The organism is Sunxiuqinia sp. sy24 (assembly GCF_052677165.1).
In genome coordinates, this window is the sequence record NZ_JBQYLH010000001.1 from 446,233 (window position 1) to 458,238 (window position 12,006).

Sequence of the window (12,006 nt, forward strand, 5' to 3'; positions counted from 1 at the left end):
TGTTTTTCAAAACGAATCGATCATGTCGGATTCGGCGCTTTGTGAGGTGTTCATTCGAAACCTGAACTTCAAGCTAGATCTGCTCCCAGCCACTCCTGTAGTTGTGTCGAATCCATTCTTCTGCCATCTGTTTCGCCGGGAGGGTGACAAAATCCTTGTTGAAACGTGGATCGCCGTTTACCACTTCAAACTCATCTTTCGACAGGATGCGTAATTGATCGTCGTTAGCGATGTTGGTGAAGCGCATGTTGGGGCCATCCCAGAGGAGCTTGCGTTGCAGGCTTTGCAAGCGAACGGCTAGCACGCCCATCACTACCATCTCATTCAATGGTCCGGCATAGTCGAAGTTGGACGATGCTTCAACGCGGTTTTGAGGCGTTTCTTTGCAGGCCCGGATCCAATCTTGTTCGTGACCGCCTTCCATGGCATTGGGTATGCGTCGAATAATTCTTTTGGGTTGCTCAACTTGAGCCATTTCGCGAGTAGGCAATAGGGTTGGATTGGCCGATGACGCACCACACATTATTTTTCCTTTCGTACCATGAAAAATGCATCCACCTCCTTCATTGCCCATGGCCTCGCCTTCCATCAGTTCATCGGGACGAGGAGGCATCAGGCCACCGTCGTACCAGGTGACTGTTACCGGAGGCATGGCCACTTTTGGGAGGTTGTCGCGAGCCGGAAATTCATAAACCACCATTTCAGCATTTGGGCACGATTCGGTATTGGCCGGAGTTGAACTTCCCTGAATAGAAGAGGGGTATTCCAATTTTAGTGCTTTAAACACCGGATCGAGGATGTGGCAGGCCATGTCGCCCAATGCGCCGGTGCCAAAGTCCCACCAGCCGCGCCAGTTCCACGGTGTATAAATCTCGTTGTACGGGCGGTAAGCTGCTGGTCCTAAAAATAAATTCCAGTCCAGCGTTTTGGGGATGCGCATTTCCTTGCTTGGCCGCTCCAGTCCTTGTGGCCAGATGGGGCGGTTGGTCCAGGAATCAACCCGGGTGATATCGCCAATTTTTCCCGCCCAAATCCATTCGCATATCTGACGGATTCCTTCGTTGGAATTGCCCTGATTTCCCATTTGGGTGGCTACCTGGTAGCGGCGGGCCGTTTCAGTCAGCACGCGACTTTCGTATACCGAATGGGTGAGTGGCTTTTGAAGATAAACATGGATGCCTTGCCGCATGGCCATCAGGGCAGGCAGGGCATGCGAATGGTCGGGCGTGGCGATCATCACCGCATCAATATCTTTTTGCTGTTCAAACATCGCCCGGTAATCTTTGTATTGCGGAGCTGTTGGCCATTCGCGAAAGGAGTTTCGGTTGGCATATTTCCAGTCGACATCGCACAGGGCGACAATATTCTCAGACTCCATGTTTTTCAGGTTGCGGTAACCCATGCCGCCCACACCAATTCCGGCGATATTGAGCTTGTCGCTAGGCGCTTTATGTCCCAGTCCGCCAATTACATGACTTGGGAGTAGCGTTAATCCGGCCAGTGCTCCGGTAGTTGATCCGATAAATTTTCGTCGGCTAATGGCCGTGTTTCTTGGTTTCATAGGGTTTGGCTTATAGAAATATGCGTCGACAATTTAGTAAGAAATGTTGATTTTGTAAAAAATGAAGTCCTACTTCCTATGGAAAAATAGTCTACGCCCCTGGCGAAACAGAAAAGCGGGATAAGATTCAATCTTATCCCGCTTTTCTTGTGGTTCATCGGACGACTTTAGCTTAGCCGATGAACGATTGTATTATTAAGCTGGCATATCAGGCAAGCTCCATGGTGCACGGTAAGTGTGCTTGATCAGTTCAGATGCAAATTCTTTAGCAGGAACAGGATCAGTCCATGTTTTCTTGAATGTTGGGTGACCATCATGAATGGCAAAGCCATCTTTGATGACTGTTCTGATTTCTTCCGTATCATTCAGGTTGGTAAACTGCATGTTTGTTCCATCCCATTCAAGCTCTTTGTTCAAGCTTTGCAAGCGAACAGCTAACACGCCCATGACAACCATTTCGTTGAATGGTCCGGCTTCGCTGAAGTCAGATGCTGTAGCAACGCGATTTTCAGGTGTTTCTTTACAAGCGCGTGCCCAATCCATTTCGTGACTTGTTTCAATGCGACGACGGAATTTAGGCGCGTCGGGCGTACGACCTGACAACAACCAGGGGTTTACTCCGTAGCAACCGCAGATCAGTTTGTCTTTGGTTCCGTGGAAAATAACACCACCACCTGAGTCATTCGGGTTTTTACCGGCTGGCCATCCATCAGGAAGCATTGGCTTGATACCGCCATCATACCAGTTTACTTCCACTTCAGGAAGTTTAATTTTCATTTTTTTCTTCGCTTTCCTTTCAGGGAAAGTTAATTTAACCGATTGTGCCGTTGGAGCACAGTCTTGTAATAATAAGGTTGAGTTACCTTGCGCTTTTGTTGGGTAGCCTAGGTCAAGACCAACAAATACCGGATGCAGGATGTGGCAAGCCATATCGCCTAATGCACCTGTACCGTAGTCCCACCAGCCGCGCCAGTTCCATGGGTGATAAATTTCGTTGTAAGGACGCATTTTTGCTGGTCCAACAAATAAATCCCAATCCAATCCTTCAGGAACCCACTGGCCATTTTCAGGCGTGTTCAGTCCTTGAGGCCAAATTGGGCGGTCAGTGAAAGCTTCTACTTTTGTGATTTCACCAATTTCGCCATTGGCGATCCATTCAGTCGTCAGGTTTACCCCTTCGCCCGATGATCCTTGGTTCCCCATTGACGTGGCTACTTTATATTTGTCAGCCAATTTCGTTAACAAACGAGATTCGTAAACGGTGTGAGTCAACGGCTTTTGCACATATACGTGTTTGCCCATTGAAATGGCATGAGCTGCTGTAATGGCGTGGGTGTGGTCGGCTGTTGCAATCACAACAGCGTCGAAATCTTTACCCATTTCATCATACATTCTACGCCAATCCTTGTACTTTTTAGCTTTAGGATAACGGTCGAAAACTCCATTGCCACCAGTGTAGTTCCAGTCAACATCGCAAAGACCGATGATGTTTTCTGATTCCAGATTTTTTAAGTTAGCGAAACCCATACCGCCGACACCAACACCAACGATATTCAGTTTGTCACTAGGGGCTTTGTGCCCGAGACCCGCAATAACATTGCTAGGAAGAATGGTAATTCCGGCAGCGGCAGTTGCAGCTGTACCCAGAAAGGCCCTTCTTGAAACTTGCTTTGATTCTTTAGAAAGCTTTTTCATAGTTTATTAATTCAAATTGATTCAGGTAAAATACTTTGGTTTCTGAAAGCTTGAAAGCTTTGAAAAACCAGTTAAAGATATAATTCTTCGGGCGTTTGCCCAAACATTTTACTTGATCAATCCGCAAACAGCAAAGGAATTGGACTTCTTGGCTCTAATGTGGTTGCAGTAAGAGGGACGATAACTGGCGGCCTTTATGTATTTGTAAATAGTTTTTGTCTATTCCGATTAAAAAAAATCAATTTGATTGCCAGTCGGACTGCCGTTATATTTGCCACAGAAATTAATGAATAATCAAAAATTAAAATAGAAAACCATGTTGACAATAGGACAAAAATTTCCCGAGTTTAAAAAGACTTCAGTTGTTTCTCTAGAGCCAGGTAAAGAGTTTCAAACCATTACCAATGAAGATCTGAAAGGAAAATGGAGTGTGATATTTTGGTGGCCTAAAGACTTTACGTTTGTATGCCCTACTGAAATTACCGGATTTAATGATCACTTTGCCTCATTTCAGAATCTGAATGCTAACCTGATTGGTGCGTCAACCGACTCTGAGTTTGTACACCTGGCGTGGAGAAATGATCATCCTGGCCTGCGTCAGTTGCAGTTCCCGATGTTGGCCGATACCTCAAAATCATTGGCCGAAGATCTAGGTATCCTGGAAGCGGATGAGAAAATTGCTTACCGGGCGACATTTATCACGGATGAAGAAGGAGTGATTCGTTGGGTAAGTGTAAACGATTTGGCTATTGGTCGTAATGTTCCTGAAGTGCTGCGGGTGTTGGGTGCATTACAAACAGGCGAATTAACTCCATGCGATTGGGAGCCGGGTCAAGCAACATTAGCATAACAAATACGCCATAACTTGTTACGTTAAATTATACTTTTTATCGACCAGCAAAAAGGGTGTCAGCAGACATCCTTTTTTTTATGCTTTTCTGAAGCTCAGCTTGATTTTTTTTGATTTACCTGTTTTACACAAAATTTTAAAGCGGAAAGGAGCTCGTTGGCTCCAATGCTTTCGATTGGTGCACATTTTGGGTTGTTAAGGACTGTTAATTTTGACGGTATTTACTGTTCTCTTAACATTGGATTAATGTGTAATAGTAAGGTTGACAGTTGTTTAATCTTATTTTGAAGGAATAAAGTTTTTTTAACAAAAACTAGTTGACGACGTCAACTAATTCCATGTAGTTTTGCTGGAAATAATTCGACAATGAATACAGAAAAACCATTGGGCTATATCTTAGGACAAACCGTTCATGCCTATAAAGGAGTAATCATGCAAGCGTTCAAAGAACAAGGGGTTGTCCTTAGTTTTGAGAATTTTGCGATTATGATTCAACTGTCTTTGAATAAGAATTTAACCCAGCAAGAACTGGCTGATGAACTTCACAAGGACAAGTCGATCATTCTACGCCAGATTAGTGTTTTGCTGGACAATAATTACGTGGTTCGTACGCAGGATGAGAATGACGGACGCAAAAAGAACCTGATGTTGACACTCAAAGGAGAAGAAGAGCTTAGTAAGGCCAAACAAATTGCGAAATCATTGGGTGCTCAGTTGCTTGCAGGTGTTGATTCGGCAGATTTCCAGGCCTTTAGGCGTGTGGCGGAGATGATTCAGCACAATGCTGGATTTACGCCCACCGATTGCAGGAGCTAATTTTAAAACAGAAGATTTTATACAATAGATTATAACATGAAAACAAGAATGCAATTTAAGAATCTGAATTTTATTTGGTTGATGTTTGTGGCTGTCGCCTGTACACCAACTCAAGGAGAGGTGGCCCCCGGAGCTGCGGGGCAGGCGAAAGAGTATCAGGTCATTTCAATAAAAGAACAGAAAACAACTTTGGATAAAAGCTATCCTGCGGTTTTGGAAGGCCAGCAAACGGTCGAAATACGTCCTCGCGTTGCCGGTTATATTGAGGAGATTTTAGTTGATGAAGGAGCCTTTGTCAAAAAAGGACAAATTTTGTTTCGACTGAATGCGAACGATATCGAAGCCAACGTTCGGTCTGCTGAAGCTCAGGTGAAGGTAGCTGAAGCGCAGGTGGCAACAGCTAAAATTAATGTTGGAAAAACAAAGCCGCTGGTTGATAAAAACATCATCAGCAAGTTTGAGTTGGAGTCGGTGGAGTCGACTTTGAAAGCTGCCGAAGCCCAGCTAGCCCAAGCCCAAGCCAACATGGAAAATGCTAAAGCCAATCTGCAGTACACCAAAATAAGCAGTCCTACTGACGGGATTATTGGGAACTTTCCTTACCGTGTCGGAAGCTTGGTGAGCAGCGCTATTGCTGAGCCCTTGACAACGGTTTCGAATACGACAAGCATGTATGCTTACTTCTCTATGAATGAGAAGGATTTTTTGAAGATGACCAGAGGACTGGAAGGAGCTAACATGCAAGAAAAGTTGAAGAGCATACCGGATGTATCGTTGCTTTTGGCCGATAATACGGCTTTCGAATTTGCGGGGAAAGTGGAAACAGCCAGTGGCTTGGTGGATCAACAAACAGGTTCTATCAATATTCGTGCATCATTCCCTAATCCCGAGCACATGTTGCGTAGCGGTAGTAGTGGGGTGGTTCGTATTTCAGAGCATATGAATTCCGTGATCTTAATTCCGCAAAAAGCATCCTACGAATTGCAGGGCAAGCACTTTGTCTACCTCGTTGGCGAGGACAATAAAGTGCAGAACACCAGTATCGAGGTAATTGCCGGTAATTTGAAAGACACCTACGTGGTTACTTCTGGCTTGAGTGTCGGTGATCAGCTTGTTATTGAGGGGATTAATTCGCTGCGGAATCAAACCCGGATTAAGCCCAAATTAACGGAGTTAAGCACGCTGAATGAAAGCGAGCTTTCTGCTAATTCGAGTCGTAACTAAATTCCCCGTAAAACATGTTCAGAAAATTTATTGAAAGGCCGGTATTATCATCGGTCATATCGATCGTTATTGTAATTGTTGGGCTACTGGGGATCACCAGCTTGCCTATTGAGCAGTATCCGGATATTGCACCGCCAACCATTCGGGTATCGGCCAACTACACTGGAGCTAGTGCCGAAACGGTATTGAAAAGTGTGGTGGTTCCACTCGAAGAGCAGATCAACGGGGTGGAAGACATGACTTACATGACTTCTTCTTCCACAAATACCGGGCGTGCGAATATTGAAGTTTATTTTAAACAAGGGGTTGATCCCGATATGGCTGCGGTAAATGTTCAAAACCGGGTTACCCAAGCTACCAATATGCTTCCGGCCGAGGTGGTCAAAGCCGGGGTGATTACGGCCAAGCGCCAAAGTAGTATTTTGTTGATTACTTCTTTGTTCAGCTCGGATGGGAAGTATGATGAAACGTTTATTCAGAACTATGCCAATATCAACCTGATTCCTCAATTTAAGCGGATTAATGGCGTTGGTGAGGCGATGATTTTTGGAGCCAAAGACTACTCTATGCGTATATGGTTGAAGCCTGATGTGCTGGCCGCTTATAAGCTGGAGCCGCGCGATGTGATGGCTGCCTTGAATGAGCAAAGTTTGGAAGCTGCTCCGGGACGTTTTGGAGAGCTGAACAACCAAACGTACGAGTATATTTTGAAATACAAAGGCAAGCTGTCTCAGCCCGAAGAATTTGAAAATATTATTATTCGGGCCGATCAAGATGGAAATATTCTTCGGTTGAAAGATCTGGCTACTGTTGAGCTGGGGGCTCTTAGCTATTCGGTTACGACAACAGCGATGGGGAAACCCGGTGTTTCTATTGCCATCTTCCAGTCGGCTGGTTCCAATGCCCGGGAAGTGATTTCCGAAGCCAAAGCTACCTTAGCCGAAGCGTCCAAGTCTTTTCCCGAAGGCCTGGACTATACCATACTTAACGACACGAATGAGTTCCTGGATAGCTCGATCAACAAGGTGCTAAAAACCTTGGTTGAAGCTTTGATTCTGGTAATTATTGTGGTGTTTATCTTTTTACAGAATTTCAGGGCAACCTTAATTCCCGCTATTGCTGTGCCGGTATCCATTATTGGTACCTTCTTCTTTTTAAGTTTGTTTGGTTTTACCATCAATATGTTGACCCTGTTTGCCTTGGTGCTGGCCATTGGAATTGTGGTGGATGATGCCATTGTGGTGGTGGAAGCCGTGCATGCCAAGCTTGACGGTGGAGCCAAGAATGGGAAGACTGCGGCCATTTCGGCCATGAATGAAATTTCAGGGGCTATTGTAGCCATTACCTTGGTGATGTCAGCTGTGTTTGTTCCGGTAACCTTTATCTCCGGATCAACCGGAGTTTTTTACAAGCAGTTTGGAATCACGCTGGCTGTTGCCATTATTTTGTCGGCCGTGAACGCGTTGACCTTGAGTCCGGCGCTATGTGCAATCTTTCTGAAGCCCGAGCATGACGATCCATCGAAAAAGAAAAATATGAAAGAGCGAATGTATGCTTCGTTCAATACGGCTTTCGATGCCATGACTGAAAAATATCGTCAAACGACCTTGTTCTTTCTGAAGAAAAAATGGGTCGCTGTTTCGGTCATTCTGGTATTTGTGGGTATTATGGGATACCTCATGAAAACCACGCCAACAGGTTTTGTGCCGGATGAAGACACTGGCAGTATCTTCCTGGATATTAGCATGCCTCCTGCCTCTTCATCGGAAAAAACCATTGCCGTTGCTCAGCATGTCGATTCATTGCTGACGGCGATTCCTGAAATTGCAGGACGTTCAACGGTGGCGGGTTATTCCTTAATTAGCGGAGCGGGAAGTTCCTATGCTTTGGTGATTTGTAAACTGAAACCCTTTGCAGAACGAACCGAAGAAAGCCAAGGGGTCAAGAGTGTGATTGCTCAGATTTACCAAGCGACAGCCGGTATCCGCGATGCTCGGGTTATTGTTTTTGCCCCGCCTATGGTGCCCGGATTTGGTCTCTCCGGTGGTTTTTCCCTTGAGTTGGAAGATAAGACCGGTGGCGATATTAAGAAGTTTGAGCAGATTGGTAATAACTTTCTGATGAAGCTGAACCAGCGCCCGGAGGTGCAATATGCGATCACCTCATTCAGTACTAATTTCCCACAATATGAAGTGGATGTAAATGTTGCTGTTTGTAAGCAGGCTGGTGTTGGTGTTAACTCAGTGCTTGGTGCTCTTCAAGGTTATATTGGTGGGTATTACGCATCTGATTTCAACCGCTTTGGAAAGCAATTCCGGGTGATGGTACAAGCAGATCCGAGCTATCGTGGTAATCCGGAAGATCTTTCAAGTATTAAAGTCAGAACTTCCAATGGAGAAATGGCGCCAATCACACAGTTTGTAAGTCTGAAGCGGGTGTTTGGTCCGGAGACCCTGAAGCGTTTCAATATGTACACTGCGATTTCGGTTACCGGAGCGCCTAACCCCGGGTTCAGTACCGGTGATGCCATTGCGGCAATCCAGGAGGTTGCTGAAGAGGAGCTGCCTATGGGGTATGGGTACGACTTTTCGGGATTGACACGGGAGGAATTGGCATCAGGAGGTTCAACCACCATTATCTTTATTTTGTGTGTGGTTTTTGTTTACTTCTTGCTGGCTGCGCAATATGAGAGTTTCATTTTGCCGCTGTCCATCCTATTCTCTTTGCCCGTAGGGATTGCCGGTTCGTACATTTTTGCCCGGATTATGGGGGTTGAAAATAACATCTACCTGCAAATTTCATTAATCATGTTGATTGGTTTGCTGGCGAAGAATGCCATTCTTATTGTGGAATTTGCTTTGCAGCGGCGTCACGAGGGAATGACCATTGCGCAATCGGCAGTTGAAGGTGCGGTAGCCCGCTTGCGTCCGATCCTGATGACCTCTATTGCCTTTATTGTTGGTTTGCTGCCTTTGATTGTTGGCGGTGGAGTAGGAGCTAACGGAAACCGCTCGATTGGAGTTGGTGCGGTAGGCGGAATGTTAGTCGGCACCTTTGTCGGTATCCTGGTTATTCCTGCCATGTATGTTATTTTCCAAACTCTTCAGGAAAAAGTAAAAAAACCGGAACAAACAGAAATTTCAGAGATGAACAGCCTGGACTAGTCGTTCAGCGCAATTAACACGTATTATGAGAACAAAATCAATTAAGAATATACTCTTTGTTATTGGAATCTCGGGACTGCTGCTTTCTTGCAGTAGCTCCCGTCATTTTCAGAAAGAGGAGGTCGACACGCAAGGGCTGTTTGGCGTGGAAGCGACTGACTCAGTCAGTCTGGCCGAAAAGCCTTGGCAGGAACTTTTTAGCGATCCCTATCTGAAAGCCCTGATTCAGGATGGCCTGGATAATAATTTAGACCTCCAATTAGCTGTTCAGAAAATCGTAGCAGCTGAAGCTTATCTCGGTCAAAGTAAAGCAGCTTTGTTGCCGGGGGTAACGGCTCAAGGATCGGTTGTTCATAGCCGAAATTCGGAATCGACCAATCCTGCTGGTCCCCGCGAACTGGACGTTTACCAGCTCAATGCTCAGGCCAGCTGGGAACTGGATATCTGGGGGAAGTTGCGTAGCTCGAAGCGAGCTGCTTATGCCAACTTGCTGGCCAGCGATGCCGGACACAAAGCGGTGCAAACCCGTTTGATTGCCAATATTGCCACAGCGTACTATAGTTTGGTGGCTTTGGATGCCAAACTGGAAATTACCCGCGAAACCGTGGCGAATAATATCGATCTGGTAGAAACCATGAAGGTATTGAAAGATAATGGCCGGGTAACCGGTGCGGCTATTGTGCAGAGTGAAGCGGCTCGCTATGCGGCTGAAGTAACCCTGCCCGATTTGGAGCATCAGATTCGGGAAACGGAAAATAGGCTGAGTTTGCTTCTGGGCCGCACGCCAGGAACTATTGAGCGTGGGAGCCTGGCTGATCAGGAAGCGGTAGCTTTGCTGCAAACCGGTGTACCTGCCCAGTTGCTGGAAAACCGCCCCGATGTGATGCAAGCCCAGTATGGGGTGATGAGTGCATACGAAATGACCAACAGTGCCAAGGCTTATTTCTTTCCTTCGGTAACACTAACCGCAAACGCTGGTTTTGAAGCGCTGGACCTGGCTGACCTGCTCGATCCTTCTTCGTTTGCGGCCAATGTAGTTGGTGGCTTGGCATCGCCTATTTTTAACCGTAAAGCCAATACAACGCGTTTGAAGGTGGCACGTGCTCAACAGGCAGAAGCTTTGCTGGGCTTGCGTTTGGCTTTGCTGAATGCCGGACAGGAGGTGAATAATGCTTTGGGAGCTTACGATGCTTCAGCAAACAAAATCATTCTTCGGCAGAAACAACTGACGGCCCTCAAAAAATCGGTAGAATATACCAACGAGCTGTTGACTTACGGATCGGCAACGTACACCGAGGTGTTAAATGCCCAGCAAAGTCTGCTGGCGGCACAGCTTAGCAATGTCAACGACCATGTACAGCAACTCAATGCGATCGTTTCGCTTTACCGCTCACTTGGTGGTGGGTGGAAGTAATCCGTTTGTTTTTATTATAAATTCCAAAGGTCGGGTTCGTGTAATCCGGCCTTTTTTTATGCTTTTTTTCGCTTGATATTATTTGGGGAAATGTTTCCAGATAGCTACCAACAGCAGAATCCACCCGGCAATAAAACTCAGCCCGCCAATCGGCGTGATGGCTCCCAGCCATCTGATGCCCGTGATGGCCAGTACGTATAGGCTGCCGGAAAAAATCAGGATGCCTGCCGTGATAAAAATCGCTGACCAGTTGATTAAGGACGAGGGCATTTGCATGGCTAAGACCCCCAACAATAGCAATCCGAGGGCATGGTAGAAATGATATTCAATGCCGGTTTTATAAATCTGCATCATGTGCTGATCCAGTTTGTCTTTCAGACCATGTGCTCCAAAAGCACCCAAAATAACGGCTACCACCAAAAAGCTGGTTCCTGTTAGGAGTATCGTTTTGCTCATACGTGTTGTTTAAGGATGATTTATGGTAAAGTAACAAATTTGATCGGATTTTGTTATGCGACTATTGTGGGCTCGCTTTTATTCTGATATATAAATATAAACATCTTTTGGGCATATAAACTTGCCAATAGTCAACAATATCAGGCGAGTCATGTTTTGTTTAAGGATTGTGACCGGATTGGTAAGCTGGCTTTTCAGGCTTTAAACGTTCCAGTTTCTCCCGGTTTTCAGTTCAAGAGAGATCACCTCAAATGGATAAAAGATGAGTACAAAGTTTGATCTGTTGGTTTGGAAATACATCGTTCCAATGTTTCGTGTCGAGATGTTTCAATGGAAGATTGTTCAACTCCTTGCTGTGGGCTATAGCTTATGCTATTCGTTGCCCCGCCGGTTGATGAGACACTATTTCTTTGGGAAGGGTACACCCATTCAAGTTGATGGGCAGAAGCTGATCAACGATAATCCGCATCTTCTGGCGCTGATTCAAGAGCAAACTCAATGTAAGCCGAAAGGGGTGCTGGCTGTTTCGCAATTGGAACTTACCGACCCCAAATGGAAATATTCGGTGGGGTCGTTCAGCCTTTATTTCAACCGTAAGCCGGGAGGCATGGAGTTACAGCTCAGGTCAAACTACGATTACCAGCAAGCGACTATGCGCTTAACCCAATACTTGCATCAAGCGCTTGCATCATCTGTTAAAACAAAGGGATTTTCGGTATCGAGTCCCACTTTTCTATTAAGCAATACTGCGTTGGAAGGACAGCCGGCATGGAGCGAAATCAAAACAGCCGCTCCTTTTGCCCTCTATCTTTTGGTATAAAAACAG

Annotated in this window: 9 protein-coding genes; 6 read left to right on the forward strand and 3 right to left on the reverse strand. The window is 45.8% G+C overall.

What is annotated here, in order from left to right:
• Window positions 1-73 precede the first annotated feature (73 nt).
• Together ACUNWA_RS01725 and ACUNWA_RS01730 are read right to left on the reverse strand one after the other, a co-directional pair.
• Entirely contained in the window at window positions 74-1,561 is a 1,488-nt protein-coding gene (locus ACUNWA_RS01725; protein ID WP_445590150.1) for a Gfo/Idh/MocA family protein, read from the reverse strand.
• A 195-nt stretch (window positions 1,562-1,756) separates the two neighbouring features.
• On the reverse strand, window positions 1,757-3,256 hold the full coding sequence (locus ACUNWA_RS01730; protein WP_445590151.1) for a Gfo/Idh/MocA family oxidoreductase: 1,500 nt from the start codon (window positions 3,254-3,256) through the stop codon (window positions 1,757-1,759).
• Window positions 3,257-3,572: 316 nt separating this feature from the next.
• On the opposite strand from ACUNWA_RS01730, the gene ACUNWA_RS01735 reads away from it, so the two are divergent.
• The 5 genes from ACUNWA_RS01735 (at window position 3,573) to ACUNWA_RS01755 (ending at window position 10,724) form a co-directional block, all read left to right on the forward strand.
• Complete coding sequence (locus ACUNWA_RS01735; RefSeq protein WP_445590152.1) at window positions 3,573-4,106, forward strand: peroxiredoxin; 534 nt, start codon at window positions 3,573-3,575, stop codon at window positions 4,104-4,106.
• A 366-nt stretch (window positions 4,107-4,472) separates the two neighbouring features.
• Complete coding sequence (locus ACUNWA_RS01740; RefSeq protein ID WP_445590153.1) at window positions 4,473-4,922, forward strand: MarR family winged helix-turn-helix transcriptional regulator; 450 nt, start codon at window positions 4,473-4,475, stop codon at window positions 4,920-4,922.
• A gap of 36 nt (window positions 4,923-4,958) precedes the next feature.
• On the forward strand, window positions 4,959-6,146 hold the full coding sequence (locus ACUNWA_RS01745; protein WP_445590154.1) for an efflux RND transporter periplasmic adaptor subunit: 1,188 nt from the start codon (window positions 4,959-4,961) through the stop codon (window positions 6,144-6,146).
• Between the two features lie 14 nt (window positions 6,147-6,160).
• Window positions 6,161-9,310, forward strand: coding sequence for an efflux RND transporter permease subunit (locus ACUNWA_RS01750; protein ID WP_445590155.1), 3,150 nt, complete (start codon window positions 6,161-6,163; stop codon window positions 9,308-9,310).
• A 25-nt stretch (window positions 9,311-9,335) separates the two neighbouring features.
• The gene (locus ACUNWA_RS01755) at window positions 9,336-10,724 is read left to right on the forward strand and encodes a TolC family protein (protein WP_445590156.1); all 1,389 of its coding nucleotides are present in this window, start codon (window positions 9,336-9,338) and stop codon (window positions 10,722-10,724) included.
• A gap of 78 nt (window positions 10,725-10,802) precedes the next feature.
• Here the strand turns inward: ACUNWA_RS01755 and ACUNWA_RS01760 are convergent, their stop codons facing one another.
• Entirely contained in the window at window positions 10,803-11,180 is a 378-nt protein-coding gene (locus ACUNWA_RS01760) for a DUF423 domain-containing protein (protein ID WP_445590157.1), read from the reverse strand.
• Between the two features lie 262 nt (window positions 11,181-11,442).
• Between ACUNWA_RS01760 and ACUNWA_RS01765 the strand changes: the two genes are divergently transcribed.
• Window positions 11,443-12,000, forward strand: coding sequence for a hypothetical protein (locus ACUNWA_RS01765; protein WP_445590158.1), 558 nt, complete (start codon window positions 11,443-11,445; stop codon window positions 11,998-12,000).
• Window positions 12,001-12,006: the final 6 nt, after the last annotated feature.

Excerpts from the sequence above, each read along its gene's own strand:
- ACUNWA_RS01725 (WP_445590150.1), bottom strand. The coding sequence starts at position 1,561 with ATGAAACCAAGAAACACGGCCATTAGCCGACGAAAATTTATCGGATCA.
- ACUNWA_RS01730 (WP_445590151.1), bottom strand. The coding sequence starts at position 3,256 with ATGAAAAAGCTTTCTAAAGAATCAAAGCAAGTTTCAAGAAGGGCCTTT.
- ACUNWA_RS01735 (WP_445590152.1), top strand. The coding sequence starts at position 3,573 with ATGTTGACAATAGGACAAAAATTTCCCGAGTTTAAAAAGACTTCAGTT.
- ACUNWA_RS01740 (WP_445590153.1), top strand. The coding sequence starts at position 4,473 with ATGAATACAGAAAAACCATTGGGCTATATCTTAGGACAAACCGTTCAT.
- ACUNWA_RS01745 (WP_445590154.1), top strand. The coding sequence starts at position 4,959 with ATGAAAACAAGAATGCAATTTAAGAATCTGAATTTTATTTGGTTGATG.
- ACUNWA_RS01750 (WP_445590155.1), top strand. The coding sequence starts at position 6,161 with ATGTTCAGAAAATTTATTGAAAGGCCGGTATTATCATCGGTCATATCG.
- ACUNWA_RS01755 (WP_445590156.1), top strand. The coding sequence starts at position 9,336 with ATGAGAACAAAATCAATTAAGAATATACTCTTTGTTATTGGAATCTCG.
- ACUNWA_RS01760 (WP_445590157.1), bottom strand. The coding sequence starts at position 11,180 with ATGAGCAAAACGATACTCCTAACAGGAACCAGCTTTTTGGTGGTAGCC.
- ACUNWA_RS01765 (WP_445590158.1), top strand. The coding sequence starts at position 11,443 with ATGAGTACAAAGTTTGATCTGTTGGTTTGGAAATACATCGTTCCAATG.